General features: G+C 61.1%; 16 protein-coding genes. 11 read left to right on the forward strand and 5 right to left on the reverse strand.

All coding sequences use genetic code 11. The features are described from left to right. Positions 1 to 14 precede the first annotated feature (14 nt). The 5 genes from pepN to AC3WR3_RS13110 form a co-directional block, all read right to left on the reverse strand. Positions 15 to 2,639 (reverse strand): aminopeptidase N, encoded by a 2,625-nt coding sequence (gene pepN, locus AC3WR3_RS13090; protein WP_492292048.1) that lies wholly within the window; start codon positions 2,637 to 2,639, stop codon positions 15 to 17. A gap of 139 nt (positions 2,640 to 2,778) precedes the next feature. After that, on the reverse strand, positions 2,779 to 4,791 hold the full coding sequence (gene prc, locus AC3WR3_RS13095; RefSeq protein ID WP_139434458.1) for a carboxy terminal-processing peptidase: 2,013 nt from the start codon (positions 4,789 to 4,791) through the stop codon (positions 2,779 to 2,781). 8 nt (positions 4,792 to 4,799) lie between these two features. Continuing rightward, positions 4,800 to 5,438 (reverse strand): RNA chaperone ProQ, encoded by a 639-nt coding sequence (proQ, locus tag AC3WR3_RS13100; RefSeq protein ID WP_139434456.1) that lies wholly within the window; start codon positions 5,436 to 5,438, stop codon positions 4,800 to 4,802. A 101-nt stretch (positions 5,439 to 5,539) separates the two neighbouring features. After that, positions 5,540 to 5,998 carry a GAF domain-containing protein gene (locus AC3WR3_RS13105; RefSeq protein WP_394293092.1) on the reverse strand — a complete coding sequence of 153 codons (459 nt, stop codon included), beginning with the start codon at positions 5,996 to 5,998 and terminating at the stop codon, positions 5,540 to 5,542. Between the two features lie 111 nt (positions 5,999 to 6,109). Beyond that, positions 6,110 to 6,568 (reverse strand): hypothetical protein, encoded by a 459-nt coding sequence (locus tag AC3WR3_RS13110; RefSeq protein ID WP_319913518.1) that lies wholly within the window; start codon positions 6,566 to 6,568, stop codon positions 6,110 to 6,112. Positions 6,569 to 6,850: 282 nt separating this feature from the next. On the opposite strand from AC3WR3_RS13110, the gene ccoN reads away from it, so the two are divergent. From ccoN to ttcA, 11 genes are all read left to right on the forward strand, one after another. After that, positions 6,851 to 8,275: a cytochrome-c oxidase, cbb3-type subunit I gene (gene ccoN / locus AC3WR3_RS13115; RefSeq protein WP_106886751.1), complete on the forward strand. Its 1,425-nt coding sequence runs from the start codon at positions 6,851 to 6,853 to the stop codon at positions 8,273 to 8,275. A gap of 18 nt (positions 8,276 to 8,293) precedes the next feature. Further along, positions 8,294 to 8,908: a cytochrome-c oxidase, cbb3-type subunit II gene (gene ccoO / locus AC3WR3_RS13120; protein WP_106886750.1), complete on the forward strand. Its 615-nt coding sequence runs from the start codon at positions 8,294 to 8,296 to the stop codon at positions 8,906 to 8,908. 11 nt (positions 8,909 to 8,919) lie between these two features. After that, positions 8,920 to 9,099, forward strand: a complete 180-nt coding sequence (locus AC3WR3_RS13125) for a cbb3-type cytochrome oxidase subunit 3 (RefSeq protein WP_005329633.1) — start codon at positions 8,920 to 8,922, stop codon at positions 9,097 to 9,099. After that, positions 9,099 to 10,076 (forward strand): cytochrome-c oxidase, cbb3-type subunit III, encoded by a 978-nt coding sequence (gene ccoP / locus AC3WR3_RS13130; protein WP_319913519.1) that lies wholly within the window; start codon positions 9,099 to 9,101, stop codon positions 10,074 to 10,076. Before AC3WR3_RS13125 ends, ccoP begins: the two co-directional genes overlap by 1 nt. 125 nt (positions 10,077 to 10,201) lie before the next feature. Further along, positions 10,202 to 10,690 (forward strand): FixH family protein, encoded by a 489-nt coding sequence (locus AC3WR3_RS13135; RefSeq protein ID WP_404836437.1) that lies wholly within the window; start codon positions 10,202 to 10,204, stop codon positions 10,688 to 10,690. A gap of 89 nt (positions 10,691 to 10,779) precedes the next feature. Further along, complete coding sequence (locus AC3WR3_RS13140; RefSeq protein WP_492292049.1) at positions 10,780 to 13,164, forward strand: heavy metal translocating P-type ATPase; 2,385 nt, start codon at positions 10,780 to 10,782, stop codon at positions 13,162 to 13,164. A gap of 136 nt (positions 13,165 to 13,300) precedes the next feature. Then, entirely contained in the window at positions 13,301 to 13,489 is a 189-nt protein-coding gene (ccoS, locus tag AC3WR3_RS13145) for a cbb3-type cytochrome oxidase assembly protein CcoS (protein WP_454009896.1), read from the forward strand. After that, positions 13,473 to 14,159 carry a sulfite exporter TauE/SafE family protein gene (locus AC3WR3_RS13150; RefSeq protein WP_492292050.1) on the forward strand — a complete coding sequence of 229 codons (687 nt, stop codon included), beginning with the start codon at positions 13,473 to 13,475 and terminating at the stop codon, positions 14,157 to 14,159. Before ccoS ends, AC3WR3_RS13150 begins: the two co-directional genes overlap by 17 nt. A gap of 68 nt (positions 14,160 to 14,227) precedes the next feature. Then, positions 14,228 to 14,983 (forward strand): fumarate/nitrate reduction transcriptional regulator Fnr, encoded by a 756-nt coding sequence (gene fnr, locus AC3WR3_RS13155; RefSeq protein WP_025327016.1) that lies wholly within the window; start codon positions 14,228 to 14,230, stop codon positions 14,981 to 14,983. 136 nt (positions 14,984 to 15,119) lie between these two features. Further along, the gene (gene uspE, locus AC3WR3_RS13160) at positions 15,120 to 16,067 is read left to right on the forward strand and encodes a universal stress protein UspE (RefSeq protein ID WP_139434442.1); all 948 of its coding nucleotides are present in this window, start codon (positions 15,120 to 15,122) and stop codon (positions 16,065 to 16,067) included. A gap of 67 nt (positions 16,068 to 16,134) precedes the next feature. Next, the gene (gene ttcA / locus AC3WR3_RS13165) at positions 16,135 to 17,043 is read left to right on the forward strand and encodes a tRNA 2-thiocytidine(32) synthetase TtcA (RefSeq protein ID WP_042648240.1); all 909 of its coding nucleotides are present in this window, start codon (positions 16,135 to 16,137) and stop codon (positions 17,041 to 17,043) included. Positions 17,044 to 17,072 lie beyond the last annotated feature (29 nt).

Raw genomic sequence — 17,072 nt, forward strand, 5'->3', positions numbered from 1 at the left:
CGTGACCGGCACCCTTACTGCGCCAGTGCCTTGCTTACCTTCTCGAACAGATCCCGCGCCAACCCCTCGAGGTTGGCCAGACGGGTCAGCTCGGCCCGGACGAGCGCCTTGCGCCCCTCATCCAGTCGCTTGAACTGGATGAGCGGGGTGATGAGGCGGGACGCCACCTGGGGATTGACCTCGTTGAGCGCGATCAAGAGATCGGTCAGGAAGCGATAGCCGCTGCCATCCACCGCATGGAACTGCACCTGGTTGTTCATGGCGAAGCTGCCGATGAGCGCCCGCAGCCGGTTCGGGTTGCGGATGCTGAAGGTGGGGTGGCTCATCGCCTGCTTCACCTCATCCAGCACGTCGGCGGCAGGCTTGCAGCCCACCAGGCGCAGCCAGTTGTCCAGCACCAGGCCGTCATGGGCCCACTTGTCCTCAAAATCGGCCAGCAGCGCGGCGCGGCAAGGTAGCAGATAACCGTTGGCCACCTGCAGCGCCGCCAGGGTGTCGGTCATGTTGTCGGCAGTGGCATACTGCTCGCGCACCAGTGCATCGGCCTGCTCCGCATCCAGCGCCGCCAGATAGCCGAGCACCACCCCCTTGAGGGCGCGCTTGGCGGTGTCGGCATGGATCACCCTATACCCCGTCAGCCGCAGGCTCTCATAGGTAGCCGCCAGACGCGCGCCGAAGGCCTCGGCGAGCTGGCCATGGATGGCATCCCGCACCCGATGGATGGCATCGATATCGGCCACCTCGAACAGCTCGGCCAGGGTCGCCTCACCGGGCAGCGCCAGGATCTCCGCCTTGAGGGCCGAGTCCAGCTCGGCCTCGTCCAGAATGGCGACGAAGGCCGCCAGCAGGGTTGGGGAGAGCGCAACCCCCTGCCCTTGCTGCACCCGTGCCACCCCGTCGATGACCGCCTTGTTGATCAGCATCTGGGCCGCATCCCAGCGGGCAAACTCGTTGCGGGCATGGCGCATCAGGAAGGCCAGGGCCTCGTCGCTGTAGTCATAGTGCAGCTTGACCGGGGCGGAGAAGTCCCGCAGCAGGGAGGGCACCGGCTTGACCGGCACCCGATCGAAGACGAAGGTCTGCTCTTCTTCCAGCACGTCGAGCACGTTGCCGATGGCCTTGCCCTGGTACTGCAGCGCAATGACGGCACCCTGCTCGTCATAGAGTTCGATGTCGAGGGGGATGTGTAGCGGCAATTTTTGCGGCTGATCCTGGGTCGGCGGCGTGTGCTGGCGCACGTGCAGGCGATAGACGCCGCTTTCGGCATCGTAGTCGTCGGTCACGGTCAATTCGGGGGTACCGGACTGGCTGTACCAGCGACGGAAACGGCCGAGATCGACCCCGGAGGCATCCTCCATCGCCTGCACGAAGTCATCGCAGGTGGCGGCCGAGCCGTCGTGACGCTCGAAGTAGAGGCGCATGCCGGCCTGGAACTTATCCTCCCCCAGCAGGGTGTGCAGCATGCGGATCACTTCCGAGCCCTTCTCGTAGACGGTCAGGGTGTAGAAGTTGTTCATCTCGATCACCACATCCGGGCGAATGGGATGAGCCATGGGGCCGGCATCTTCGGCAAACTGCGGACCGCGCACGGTACGCACGTTGTTGATGCGGTTGACCCCGCGCGAGCCCAGATCCGAGGAGAACTCCTGATCCCGGAACACCGTCAGCCCCTCTTTGAGGCTGAGCTGGAACCAGTCGCGGCAGGTGACGCGGTTGCCGGTCCAGTTGTGGAAGTATTCGTGGGCGATGACCCGCTCTATGCCGTGGTAGTCGCCGTCGGTGGCGGTGACCGGGTTGGCCAGCACGAACTTGGAGTTGAAGATGTTGAGCCCCTTGTTCTCCATGGCGCCCATGTTGAAGAAGTCCACCGCGACAATCATGTAGATGTCGAGGTCATACTCGAGGCCGAAACGCTGCTCGTCCCAGCGCATGGCGTTGATGAGGCTCTCCATGGCGAAACCGGCCCTGTCCAGGTTGCCCTTGTCGACGAAGATCTCGAGGGCCACCTTGCGGCCGCTTTGGGTGGCGTAGCTACCCCGCTCCACGTCGAAATCGCCGGCCACCAGGGCAAAGAGGTAACTCGGCTTGGGGAAGGGATCCTGCCACTGCACGAAGTGGCGACCGCCGTCCAGCTCGCCGCTTGCAACCTTGTTGCCGTTGGAGAGCAGATAGGGGTATTTGGCCTTGTCGGCGGTGATCCGGGTGCTGTAACGGGCCAGGATGTCGGGCCTGTCCAGGTAATAGGTGATGCGGCGAAAGCCCTCCGCCTCACACTGGGTGCAGTAGGCATCGCCGGACTTATAGAGCCCCTCCAGCGCCGTGTTGGCGGCGGGATCCAGATCCGTGACTATGGTCAACACGCACTCGGCGGGCAGGTTGAAGAGAGTCAGGCTGCTCTCCCCCTGCTCGAACCGGGTGAAGGGGACGCCGTCCACGCTGACGCTGTGCAAGACCAATCCTTCCCCGTCCAGCACCAGGGGCTCGTTGTGCTCGCCGCTGCGACGCAGCCGGGAGATGGCGGTCACCCGGGTCAGGGGTTCCTGCAGCTGAAAATCGAGATCGATGCTGTCGATCCAGTAGAGGGGCGCCCGGTAATCCTGGCGATACTTGGCCGTCATGGCCTGGGAGTGATCGGTCATTATTGTCTGCTTCCACGCATTGTTATCAACGTGTCAGAGGCTGTCACAACGATCCCGCAGGGTCAAATAGTTTGCATTCAGCCAAAAGAGAGGGCGACCTGAGTCGCCCTTGCATTCATGTGGATGTCACCCTGGACATTCAGCCCTTGCTGAGTCTCGCCAGATCCGCCGTGATGTTCGCGGCTTCGATCTGATACTCGTCAGGGGCCTCGAAATCGGCAGGCAGTTCATCCAGGCTCTTCACCGTCGGCTTGCCAAGGCGGGTCAATCGCTCGTTGGCTCGCGCCAGCGCCTTCTCGTCCTGCTTGGCCTGATCCGCCAGTCGCTCGGCTTCGTTCAGGGAGACCGACTTCTTGTCCTTGTCCTCCTGATACTCCTTGATGTCCTGCATCACGTAGGCAAATTCAGGATCCTTGGCGATCCGCGCCTCGTGAGCCGACTTCAACCTGGGCAGCAGACTGGAGAAGTCCCCCAGCTTGTCGTAACTGGCCGAGGCTATCTTGTCCCAGGGCAGGGCGTTGAACTCCCGGCTCTCCCCGGTCTCGTCCGGCGAGACGGCGGTCGGGAAGTCGATGTCCGGCGCCACCCCCTTGTTCTGGGTGCTGCCGCCATCGATCCGGTAGAACTTGGCGATGGTGTACTGCACGTGACCCAGCGGCTGCTCGTAGAAGTCGTAGACCTTGGCGAGGCTGCGATGCTGCTGCACCGTCCCCTTGCCGAACGAGTTCTCGCCGAGGATCAGGGCGCGGCCGTAGTCCTGCATGGCGGCGGCGAAGATCTCGGAGGCCGAGGCGCTGTAGCGGTCGATCATCACCGACATGGGACCACCGTAGTAGACGTTGCCGTCATCGTCACCGTTGACGGTGATACGACCCATGTGATCACGAATTTGCACCACGGGACCACTGGCGAAGAAGAGACCGCTCAGGGCGGAGGCTTCCGTCAGGGCACCGCCGCCGTTGCCGCGCAGGTCGACGATGAGACCATCGATCTTCTGCTTGTTGAGGCTGGAGAGCTCCTTGATCACGTCGTCATGGAGATTGACGTAGAAGCTCGGGATCTCGAGTACCCCTATCTTCTTGCCTTCGGCGTTGATCACCTTGGACTTGGCGGCCCTGTCTTCCAGACGCACCTTGTCGCGGGTCAGCTCCACCAGCTCGGTCTTGGCGGTCGCGCCCTTGCCGCGCTGGATCTCCAGCTTCACCTTGCTGCCCTTGGGCCCCTTGATGAGTTCGACCACGTCATCGAGACGCCAGCCGATCACATCGACAATCTTGCCATCGTCCTGCCCTACCCCGGTGATCTTGTCATCGGGCTTGAGGTGGTTGGACTTGGCCGCCGGGCCGCCGGGCACCAGGGAGCGGATGACGGTGAAGTCATCTTCCGCCTGCAGCACGGCACCTATGCCCTCCAGCGAGAGGTTCATCTCGGTGTTGAAGCGATCGGCGCTGCGCGGCGAGAGGTAGCTGGTGTGGGGCTCGATGGCACGGGCGAAGGAGTTCATGAAGAGCTGGAACACATCCTCGCTCTCGGTCTGGGACATCCGCTTGATGGCGTTGTTGTAACGCTTGCCAAGCAGCTCCTTGATCTCGGGCCACTCCTTGCCGCTGAGCTTGAGGCTCAGGGCATCGAACTTGACCCGTTGACGCCACAGCTCGTTGAGCTCGGCCTCGTCTTTGGGCCAGGGAGCCCCTTCCCGATCGAAGATGTAATTGTCAGGCTGGGTGAAATCCAGGGGAGTGTCGAGCAGTTTGAGGGCGTATTCGAACCGCTCGTAACGCCGCTGCTGACTCAGGTTGAACATCTCGTAGGCCGGAGCCAGACGCCCTCTCTCGAGGTCGGTGTCAAAACCGGTACGGTACTTTTCAAAACGGCTGATGTCAGAGGCCAGAAACAGGTTGCGGCTGTAGTCCAGATTCTCCAGATATTTGTCAAATATCACGGAGGAAAAGGCATCGTCCAACTTGAACTGTTTGTAGTGAGAGCGGGTAAACAGATTGGCAATTCGCTTGCTGGCCGTAGCATGTTGGCTCTCCTGAGCCAACACAGGCAAATCACTTTCCTTGAGCACCGGCTCGATGGCCTGTGCGAGCCCGGCGAGCGCCAGGCTACAGGCAACGAGGGAAAAACGAATCACGCCATGCTTCAACATTCGTCTCCTTAGAGAACCAGATGCTCGAACTTGACCCGCAACATCATGCCGGTCTGCAATTGAACCTGTACGTCATCCTTGGTCACTTCCTTGATGGTCGCAGGCACGGGAGACTTGCCCAGCACGACGCGCACGCCTTGATCCACTTTCAGGGTGGCGGCATCCACTTTGACCAGGGGAGCATCGGCTACAGGCGCGGCCTTGGGGGCGGACCTGGGCTTGTCGGAGCGAGGAGCATCGGCCTTGCGCGGCGCGTTGCGGCGCGGCTGCTTGGGCTTGTCTTCCTTCTCCTTGGTGTTGGTGCGGCGGCTGGCAAAGACACGCTCTTTGCTCTCCTTGAGGGCCTGTTTGGCATGTTCGATGTGCTCTTCGGTCAGCAGCTCACCGGGGTTGCCATCCAGATCGACACGGGCCTGGCCAGCCTTGAGGCCATGCAGGTAACGCCAGCTGGAGGTGTATTGACGCAGAGCAGAGCGCAGCATGGTCTTGGAGACTCTCTCGTCATCAGCAAGACGCGCGGCCAGATCCTGGAAGATGCCAATCTTGAGTGGCTTGGCCTCTCCTTCAGCGATGAAGCAGGCCGGGAATTTCTCGACCAGGTAGGCAACGATCTCTTTACTGTTCTTCAGCTTTTCAGTGTTTTCCATGTATAACCTTGGCTTTCATATAGACGCACGGGCATGCCCGAACACAACAAAGGCCCTATTATAGAGAGCTTGGGACCTTTTGCGAACCATCTAGCAATGACTTAGAGCATGCTTTCCAAAATTTGCACCGTTTCTTCGAGGCCAATCCGGTCCTCCTGGTCGAAACGGTTAAAAATCGGACTATCCACGTCCAGCACCCCGATGATCTCACCACCGCGACGCAGCGGAATCACGATTTCCGAATTGCTGGCGCCGTCGCAGGCGATGTGACCCGTGAACTGGTGTACGTCGTCCACCAGCTGGGTCTTGCCCTCGGCCACCGCCGTACCGCAGACGCCGCGGCCCACCGGAATGCGCACGCAGGCCGGCTTGCCCTGGAAGGGGCCGAGCACCAGGGTTTCCCCTTGCAACAGGTAAAAACCGACCCAGTTGATGTCGGTCAGCTCCTGATTGAGCAGGGCAGACAGGTTCGCCAGGTTGGCAATCAGGTCGGGTTCACCCTCCAGCAGCGCCTGGGCCTGTTGGTTGAGGGTCCGATAAAATGCTTGTTTTTCAATCATGATTAAATGAACTTCACTCCTTGATAATGAATGCAAGGTACCGACCTGCCTGAAAAATTCAAATCAAATTTCACTTCTCCCCCCTCCTGGGCCGCAAACAACGGCCTGCTGTCAGGGGGAAACCCCCAGCGCCAGTTGCTGGCGCTGGCCATTGCTCCACTCGATATTGAGCAGCCACTCCATGGCATCTGTGGTGCAACTTCCTACCTGAGCGGCCCCCTGCCAGCCCCCCTCCTTCGCCTCGAGCTGCACCGGGATGATCCCCATGAACATGGTCCTGCCCTCCAGCCAGGCCTTGATGGGGGTGATGGCGGGGGAGCCCCCCTGAAGGCGCAACACAAAGTCATGTTCAGGGCGGATCGGCAAGCCGTCTATGCTGGCCGTCAGGGGCTTGTCACCGACCAGAAGGGAACAACTGCTGTGGGACAGATCACAAATCTGATCATTTGTTCCCGTTGCCTCCCCGCCCGGCGGAGCCGAAAACCAGGTCCGATAGGCCATCAGGGAGAGCAAAATGGCCAGCACCATGGTCAAGTGCACGATTTTGCGTGAAGTGAGTCTCTCTTTCATGAAAAAACAGCCCTGTAAGGTACTTTAAAAATGCGATTTTCGTGATCTCGCGCAAGGTAAAAAACCAGGGAGCGCGGGACCCGCTGGAGCCAAATATATCACTGTTTGTACTGTTATTTTACCGGTCAGTTCAGTATCATTCTCAATGAATTTTCATTTAACCACCTTTTGCTTTTCCTTTTATTAACAGATGTTAACGGGAGGATTTGGCAAATCAGGGGTGAAAATGGCCCCGATTACCGGGCGAAAAACAAACAACAGCATCGGAAGCGGAATACAACGATGAGCCATACAACAAACCACCCTGAGTACAACTACACCGTTGTGCGCCAGTTCACCGTCATGACGATTGTCTGGGGAATTGTCGGTATGTCGGTTGGTGTACTGATCGCAGCCCAGTTGATCTGGCCTGCCCTCAACTTTGATACCCCCTGGCTGACCTACAGCCGCCTGCGTCCCCTGCACACCAACGCGGTCATCTTCGCGTTTGGCTGCAGCGCGCTGATGGCCACCTCCTTCTACGTGGTACAGCGCACCTGTCAGGTCAGGCTGTTTGGCGGCCCACTCGCCTCCTTCGTGTTCTGGGGCTGGCAGGCGATCATCCTCGCCGCCGCCATCACGCTGCCACTGGGATACACCACTTCCAAGGAGTATGCCGAGCTGGAGTGGCCCATCGACATCGCCATCGCCGTGGTCTGGGTGAGCTATGCCATCGTCTTCTTCGGCACCCTGGTCAAGCGCACTACCTCCCACATCTATGTGGCGAACTGGTTCTTCGGGGCCTTCATCATCACGGTGGCGGTGCTGCACATCGTCAACAACATGGAAGTGCCGCTCTCCGGCATGAAGTCCTACTCCATGTACTCAGGTGCCATGGATGCCATGGTGCAGTGGTGGTATGGCCACAACGCAGTCGGCTTCCTGCTCACCGCCGGCTTCCTCGGCATGATGTACTACTTCGTACCCAAGCAGGCGGGACGTCCGGTCTACTCCTACCGTCTCTCCATAGTGCACTTCTGGGCGCTGATCTCCCTCTACATCTGGGCAGGTCCGCACCATCTGCACTACACCGCCCTGCCCGACTGGGCCCAGTCCCTGGGCATGGTGATGTCCCTCATCCTGTTCGTCCCCTCCTGGGGCGGCATGATCAACGGCATCATGACCCTGTCCGGTGCCTGGCACAAGTTGCGCTATGACCCCATACTGCGCTTCCTGATCGTCTCCCTGTCGTTCTACGGCATGTCCACCTTCGAAGGCCCCATGATGGCCATCAAGACGGTCAACGCCCTCTCCCACTACACCGACTGGACCATAGGTCACGTCCACTCCGGTGCCCTGGGCTGGGTTGCCATGGTCTCTATCGGTGCCGTGTATCACCTGATCCCGAACCTGTTCGATCAGGGCCGCATGTACAGCATCCGCCTGATCAACGTCCACTTCTGGCTGGCGACCGTGGGCACTGTGCTCTACATCGTCTCCATGTGGATTTCCGGGGTGATGCAGGGTCTGATGTGGCGTGCGGTCAACGATGACGGCACCCTGACCTACAGCTTCGTGGAGGCGCTGCAAGCTTCCTATCCCTTCTACTTCGTGCGCTTCCTGGGTGGCTGCTTCTTCGTCACCGGCATGCTGCTGATGGCTTACAACGCCTATCGCACCGTCACTGCGCCCAAGGGTTCCCTGGAACCCGTCGCACAGCCAGCCTGATCTGAAGGGGTTTAAAGCATGAGCAACAACAACCGTCACGAAATATTTGAAAAGAGCGTCCCCATGCTGGTGATAGGCATCATCTTTGCCATCAGCCTGGGGGGCCTGGTCGAGATCACGCCGCTGTTCTTCCAGAAGCAGACCAACGAGCCGGTGGAGGGCCTCAAGGCCTACACCGCCCTGCAGATGGAAGGACGCGACATCTACATCCGCGAAGGCTGCACCGTCTGCCACAGCCAGATGATCCGCCCGTTCCGCGCCGAGACCGAGCGCTATGGCCACTACTCGGTCGCCGGTGAGAGCGTGTGGGAGCACCCCTTCCTGTGGGGCTCCAAGCGTACAGGTCCGGATCTGGCCCGGGTCGGCGGCCGCTACTCCGACGACTGGCATCGCGCCCACCTCATCAACCCGCGCGACGTGGTGCCGGAATCCAACATGCCCGCCTTCCCCTGGCTCGAGACCAACGTCCTGACCGGTGAACTGACCGGCAAGAAGCTGGCGCTGTTCCGGGATCACTTCGGGGTGCCCTATACCGATGCCGACATCGAAGGTGCGGCCGAGGCAGTCAAGGGCAAGACCGAGCTGGATGCCCTGGTGGCCTATCTGCAATCACTGGGTCATGCCCTGAAATAAGGAGTCGGGATATGGATTACGGCACATTTCGCGGCCTGTACACCCTGCTGCTGATGATCATCATGATCGGCATCATCGTCTGGGCATACAGCAAGCGCCGCAAGGCCTCCTTCGATGAGGCTGCCAACCTGGTCTTTGCCGATGACGAGCAACCCAGTGCTGATAACAAGAACGCAGGAGCGAAGCAATAATGAGCACTTTGTTTAGCATTTTTGTGACCGTCATAAGTCTGGGCACCATACTCGGCTGCTTCCTGCTGCTGATGTGGTGCATGAGGGACAAGATGGGGACCGAAGAGGGCAAGCCCATGGGGCACACCTTCGACGGCATAGAGGAGATCAACAACCCCCTGCCGAAGTGGTGGTCCTATATGTTCCTCTTCTTCATCGTCACCGGTCTCATCTACCTGCTCGCCTTCCCGGGTCTGGGCAACTTCAAGGGGTTGCTGGGCTGGCAGAGCTCCAACCAGGACGTTCGCTCCCTGGCAGAATCCAAGGCGGCGGCAGCCTCTGCCAAGGATGAAGGGCGCGCGGTGGAGTACGATCGGGAACTGGCCAAGGCCGACGAGGTCTATGGCGCCAAGTTCCGCGAGCTGACCTACCAGGCCGATGGCAAGAGCTACAAGGAGATCACCGAGATCGCCAAGGACCCGGAAGCCCTGAAGGTGGGTCAGCGTCTGTTCCTGCAGAACTGCTCCCAGTGTCACGGCTCCGATGCCCGCGGTGGTCGCGGTTTCCCGAACCTGACCGACAGCGAATGGCAATGGGGCGGCGCGCCCGACCAGATCAAGACCACCATCATGGGCGGTCGCCAGGGGGTCATGGCCGCCTGGGGCGAGATCCTGGGTCAGGACGGGGTCAAGGAAGTGGCCTCCTATGTGCTGAGCCTCTCCGGCCGCAAGGTGGATCTGGTGGAAGCCAAGAAGGGTGAGGCGCGCTTCGCCATGTGCGCCGCCTGTCACGGCCCGGACGCCAAGGGCGGCATCGCCTTCGGCGCGCCGGATCTCACCAACAACACCTGGTTGTACGGCGGCTCCCGTCAGGTGGTCGAGCAGACCATCACCCACGGGCGTCACGGCGTGATGCCGGCCTGGAAGGATATCCTGGGAGAAGACAAGGTCCACCTGCTCGCGTCCTATGTCTACAGTTTGTCCCACCAGGCGCAGTAAAATAAGCAGTAACATGTGATAAGCACGTGATTACGCAGCAAAAAGCCTCGACTCTTCGAGGCTTTTTGTTATCTTGTGTTGGCTAGAATCCCTCCATTTCGTTAACCATTTGTTTCGGTAGCACCATGACTCAACCCTGGTATCGCCAATTCTGGCCCTGGTTCATCATCGCCCTCCCCTGCGCCGCCGTGGTAGGCAGCATCGCCACCGCCATCATCGCCAGCAAGGATGGGGTCAACCTGGTGGCGGAAGACTATTACAAGCAGGGCAAGGAGATTAATCAGGATCTCAGCAAGTTCGATCGCGCCGAGGCCCTCGGCATCCGCGTCGAGCTTTCGGTCAGCGACAAGGAGCTGACCCTGAAGCCGCTGTCGGGTGCGATCCCCGCCGGTCAGGCGCTGCACCTCTCCCTGTTCCACCCGACCCTGGCCGGTCTGGACAGCGATCATCTGCTCACTGCCGATGGCAAGGGAGTCTATCGTCTGATGCTGGACAAGCCCCTCAGCGGCAAGTGGCACATCCGGGTCGATGCCTTCAACCACGAGTGGCGCCTGCAAGAGACGGCGCAGCTGCCGACCAAGGCCCCGGTGGAACTCGATCCCAGGGGACGCTGAGCCCGGGATGAGCGGCAGCGTTCATCCAGGCATGACGGCGTCCTCCCTTATCTCGCCCACGCGGGCAGCGTCCAAGAGGGATAATGACCATGACCGGCTGTTTTCACTGTGGTGAACCGGTTCCCACTGGCAGTGACTTTACCCTGGAGATCAAGGGGATAGTGCAACCCATGTGCTGCCCTGGTTGCCAGGCCGTGGCACAGACCATTCTCGAATGCGGCCTTGCCAGTTACTACGAACACCGCACCGCCCCCGGCATCAAGGGGGAGCTGGTCCCCAGCGAGCTGGCGGCCCTCACCCACTACGATCTGGCCGAAGTGCAGCAGGAATTCGTCACCGAGACCGGCACCCTGCGGGAGATCCAGCTCAGCGTGGAAGGGCTGACCTGCGCCGCCTGCGCCTGGCTCATCGAGCGCCACCTGATGGGGCTCGCGGGTCTTCACTATGTCAACGTCAACACCACCACCCACCGCGCCCGCATCAAGTGGGATCCGGACAGGCTCTCGTTAAGCGACATCCTCAAGGGATTCGCCAAGATTGGCTATCGCGCCTATCCGTTCCAGACCCACAGCCAGGAGGCCCTCTACGCCCGCGAGGTGCGCAGCTACATGTTCCGCATGGCGCTGGCCGGCCTCGGCTCCATGCAGGTGATGATGTGCGCGGTGGCGCTCTACATGGACCTCTTCATCAGCGTGGAAGAGGAGTTCATGATCTACTTCAAGTGGATAAGCCTGCTGCTCTCCACCCCCATCATGATCTACTCGGCCCAGCCATTTTACGCAGGGGCCTGGCGCAGCCTGAAACAGGGCCATCTCTCCATGGATGTCTCTGTGTCGCTGGCCCTCATCGGCGCCTTCGTCGCCTCCATCTGGGCCACCGTCTTCAACACGGGTGAGGTCTATTACGACTCCATCACCATGTTCGTCTTCTTCCTGCTGCTGGGGCGCCTGCTCGAACTGCGGGCGAGACGCAAGGCATCCGAGTCCAGCTCCAACCTGGCGCGCCTGGTGCCCATCATGGCCACCCGCATCGATGCAGATGGCGAACACGAGGTGGCCGCCAAGACGCTGCGGATGGGGGACAGGGTCCGGGTGCTGGCCGGGGCAACCCTGCCGGCAGACGGCATCATCACCCTGGGGCAGGCCAGCCTCAACGAAGCCATGCTGACCGGCGAACAACTGCCCCTGCTCAAGCAGGCGGGGGATCCCGTCTTCGCCGGCACCATCAGCACGGATGCGCCGCTGGAGATCCGGGTCAGCCACCCCATCGAAGAGTCGCGCCTCGCCCAGATCATGCGGCTGCAGGACAGCGCGCTCGATGACAAACCCGCCATCGCCCAGCTGGCGGATGTGCTCTCCCGCCATTTCATCCTGGTGCTGCTGCTCATCGCCGCCGCGGTCTGGACCTTCTGGCACTTCCATGCCCCAGAGCGGGCCTTCTGGGTCACCCTGTCGGTGCTGGTGGCCACCTGCCCCTGCGCCCTGTCGCTGGCGACCCCGACGGCGCTCACCTCGGCCACCGCCCACCTGACCCGCAGCGGCATACTGCTGCGCTGCGGCCATGTGCTGGACGTGCTGACCCGGGCCAACCGCATCGTGATGGACAAGACAGGGACCCTGACCACGGGCAACATCAGCCTGGTGGCCATTCACCCCCTGGCCGGGCTCGCTGAAACGGACTGTCTGGCCATAGCCCGCGCCCTGGAAGCCTACTCCGAACACCCCATAGCCCGCGCCTTTCGCAGCAAGGGGGCAGACGATGCCGTGCTGCTGGCCGCCAGCGAGGTGACCCCCGTCATCGGCCACGGCATCCAGGGCAAGATAGCGGGGAGGCATTACCGCATCGGCAGCGCCCGCTGGCTCGGGCTGACTGATGAGCAGGAGGCGACCCAGGGGCTGGCCATCTATCTGGCCGACGAGACCGGGCCCCTGGCCCGCTTCACCCTGGCCGACACGCTGCGTGCGGATGCCGGTGCCCTGATCCAGGCCTTCAAGGCGGCCGGGCTGCAGACCACCATCCTCACCGGCGACAGCTCCCCTCAGGCCGACGCCGTGGCCCGTGAGCTCGGGGTCGATGAACTGGTGAAAGGGGTCACCCCCGATGGCAAGCTGGCCTACCTCAAGGCCCGGGAAGCGGCAGGAGAGATCAGCATCATGGTGGGGGATGGCATCAACGACGCCCCCGTGCTGGCCGGTGCCCATGCCTCCTTCGCCATGGCGGGCGGCACGGATCTGGCGAAAAACAGCGCCGACGCCATACTGCTGGCCGACGATCTCTCCCGCCTGCTGGCCGCCCGCGCCCTGGCGCTGCGCACCCGCAGGATCATCCAGGAGAACTTCGCCTGGTCCATCGGATACAACCTGCTGGTGCTGCCGCTTGCGGCCAGCGGCTGGCTGCCCCCCTATCTGGCGGCGGCGGGCATGTCGCTGAGCTCCCTCATAGTCGTCACCAACTCCATGCGCCTCAATCGATGAGCCAGCGCTGGAAAATGCCGAAAATGTGGCCAGCCTCCGATGCAGGCCACATTTCTCGCCGATAGCGGCTGGCCCCCTACCCGAACAGGGTTACCATGGGGGTCGATTGCCACGGATGAATGCCAAGGTAGCTCCCATGAACATCATTTTTGTCCTGATCCCCATCGCCATCCTGTTTGTCATCATCGCGGGGGCCGTCTTCTTCTGGGCCATTCGCTCGGAGCAGTTCGAGGATCTCGACCGCCAGGGCTCCAACATACTGTTTGACGAGGATCAACCCGCCACCAAGGGCAAGGATCAGCCGAGCGATGACAAGCAGCCTTGATCTGATGGGGGCCCTGCTGGTGGGACTGGCAGGCTCAGGCCACTGCATCGCCATGTGCGGCGGCGTCTCCGCCGCCCTCTCCATGGCCATCCCCGCCGGGAAGCAGCACTTCTGGGGGCGTCTTGGCTACCTGCTCAACTACAACCTGGGGCGGATCCTGAGCTATGTGCTGGCCGGCGCCCTGGTGGGCGGGCTGCTGGCCACCACCAGCGAGCTCGGGGCAGGCAAGCACGCCATCGTCGGCTTGCGCCTCGTTGCGGCCCTGCTGATGATAGCCCTGGGCCTCTATCTGGCGGGCTGGTGGCGGGGAGTGCTGGTGCTGGAACGCATGGGCGCAAAATTCTGGCCTCTTATCAAGCCGCTGGCCGGCAAGTTCATCCCCTTCACGTCGGCCTGGCAGGCCCTCCCCTTTGGCATGGTGTGGGGCTGGCTGCCCTGCGGTCTGGTCTACTCCATGCTGACCTGGAGCGCGGCGGCAGGCTCCGCCGGGGGCGGCGCACTCATCATGCTGAGCTTTGGTCTGGGGACCCTGCCGACACTGTTCGCCCTGGGGGGGCTGGCAGACAGATTGCGCTACTGGCTGACCCTGCGCAGCCTGCGCCTCGGCGGTGCCTTGCTGCTCATTGCCTATGGCCTGCATACCCTCTGGATCGGGTTGGCATCCTTTTGAAACCCTATCCAAAACGGATGAGTTGGTGGTAAACTTGTTTGATATAAATCAATTATTCATATGAGCCTATGATCCCGGACAAGAAACCTGGCAGACGTATTCAGAGCGGTGGCTGTGCAATTCATTGCCAGGATTGCAGCATCAGTCAGCTCTGCATCCCCTTCACCCTGAACGACAGTGAGCTCGATCAGCTGGACAGCATCATCGAGCGCAAAAAGCCGATCCAGAAGGGCGAAGAATTGTTTAAGGCTGGCGATGAGCTGAAGTCGCTCTACGCCATCCGCTCCGGGACCATCAAGTCATACACCATCACCGAACAGGGTGACGAGCAGATCACCGCCTTCCACCTCGCGGGAGATCTGGTCGGTTTCGATGCCATCCACAAGCAGGCACACCCCTCCTTCGCCCAGGCGCTGGAAACCGCCATGGTGTGCGAGATCCCGTTCGATGTGCTCGACGATCTCTCCGGCAAGATGCCCAAGCTCCGCCAGCAGATCATGCGCCTGATGAGCAACGAGATCATGGGCGATCAGGAGATGATACTGCTGCTCTCCAAGAAGAACGCGGAAGAGCGCCTCGCCGCCTTCCTGCACAACCTCTCGGTACGTTTCTCCGAGCGCGGCTTCTCCGCCAAGGAGTTCCGTCTCTCCATGACCCGGGGTGACATAGGCAACTACCTCGGCCTCACCGTCGAGACCATCAGCCGCCTGCTCGGTCGTTTCCAGAAGTCCGGCCTCATCAGCGTCAAGGGAAAATACATTACAGTGCTGGATCACGTGGCCCTCGGCGTCATGGCCGGCGCCACTCGCCCAGCCTGCGGCTGATCACCCCCTTTCCCTTCTGTTGCCGGATCGGTTCACCCTGAAATTTGATCCGGCACACCTTCCCGTCTCCCCCCTTGGGCTAAGCTGTAATGGCTAAAGAGTTGCCATCATTGGCGTTTTTGCCAAGGAGGAGAACATGGTCAAGTACCGAAACATTCTGGTGGTGATCAACCCGGAAGAGGAGCGCCAGATCGCGCTCGAACGCGCGGTCAAGGTCGCCGAGCTGGACGAGGGCGCCCAGCTGACCCTGCTCCTGACGATTTACGACTTCTCGTACGAGATGACCGCCATGCTGTCCGTGGATGAGCGGGAAGAGATGCGCCACGGCGTCATTGCCCAGCGCCGGGAGTGGCTGGACGAGATACTGCAACCCTATCGTGCCAGGGGGCTGGAGTGCGAGATCAAGGTGCTGTGGCACAATCGTCCCTTCGAGTGCGTCATTCAGGAAGTGCTGGAGCATCGCCACGATCTGGTGGTCAAGGCGACCCACAAGCACTCCTTCCTGCAAACCTTCATCTTCACCCCCACCGACTGGCACCTGCTGCGCAAATGCCCCTGCCCCGTCCTGCTGGTCAAGGAGGGTCACTGGCAGCGGGGCGGCAACATCATTGCCGCCATCAACTGCTCGAGCGACGATATGGAGCAGAAAGTCCTCAATGAGCGCATCACCCGCGAAGGGGTCGCCATCGCCGATCTGCTCGGCTCCAACCTCTATCTGGTCAACACCTATCCCGGCACGCCGGTAAATGTGGCCATCGAGCTGCCGGAGTTCGATCCCAACGCCTACAACGACGCCATCCGCAAGCATCACGAGGATCTGCTGCGAGAGCATGCCGATCAGTTCGGCATCAACCACATGTGGACCAAGGTGGCGGAAGGATTGCCGGAGGAGGTGCTGCCGGACATGGCGGACGAACTCAAGTCGACCCTGATGATCATGGGGTGCGTCGGCCGTACCGGCCTCTCCGCCGCGTTGCTTGGCAACACCGCCGAGCACGTGGTGGATCGGCTCAACTGCGACATCCTGATCCTCAAGCCCGATGACTACAGCTGTCCGGTAGATGACAGACGTCATCCTGCATAAGCGTTTCTTGCCCTCCCCCGGGACATGGCTATAATAAGCCGCTTATTTTTGTCCCGGGTTTGAGGCCATGCTAGAAGAGCTTAACGCCAAAGAGAAATACAGTTTCAACAAGCTGCAGAAACGCCTGCGGCGCAACGTGGGTCAGGCCATCGCCGACTTCAACATGATTGAAGAGGGTGACAAGATCATGGTGTGCCTGTCTGGCGGTAAAGACAGCTTCGCCATGCTCGACATCCTGATGAGCCTGAAGGCCAGCGCCCCCATCCATTTCGATCTCGTGGCCGTCAACCTGGATCAGAAGCAACCCGGCTTCCCCGAGCACGTGCTGCCGGAATACCTGGCCACCCTCGGCGTCGACTTCAAGATCGTCGAGGAAGACACCTACTCCATCGTCAAGGACAAGGTGCCGGAAGGCAAGACCACCTGTGCGCTTTGCTCCCGCCTGCGCCGCGGCATTCTCTACCGCACCGCCCAGGAGCTGGGCTGCACCAAGATTGCCCTCGGCCATCACAGGGATGACATCCTCGAGACCCTGTTCCTCAACATGTTCTACGGCGGCAAGCTCAAGTCCATGCCCCCCAAGCTGGTGAGCGACGATGGCAAGAACGTGGTGATCCGCCCCCTAGCCTACTGCAAGGAGAAGGATCTGGTGCGCTATGCGGAGGTCAAGGCCTTCCCCATCATCCCGTGCAACCTGTGCGGCTCCCAGGAGAACCTGCAGCGCAAGGCCATCAAGCAGATGATGCAGGACTGGGATCGCCGCTTCCCCGGCCGGATAGAGACCATGTTCACCGCCATTCAGGACGTGATCCCGAGCCACCTGCTCGATCACAAGCTGTTTGACTTCAAGAGCATCAACCGCGACTCCGGCATCATAGATGGCGGCGACAAGGCGTTCGATCCCCCCGAGCTGCCGACCGCGCCCCTGCTCAACATCGACGAGATGGATGTGCTGGATGTGATAGAGGTGCGCTGAGCGCCTGCCAGCCACCACGAAAAAGGAGC

Source organism: Aeromonas sp. EU05-FHT14A05 (genome assembly GCF_058791175.1).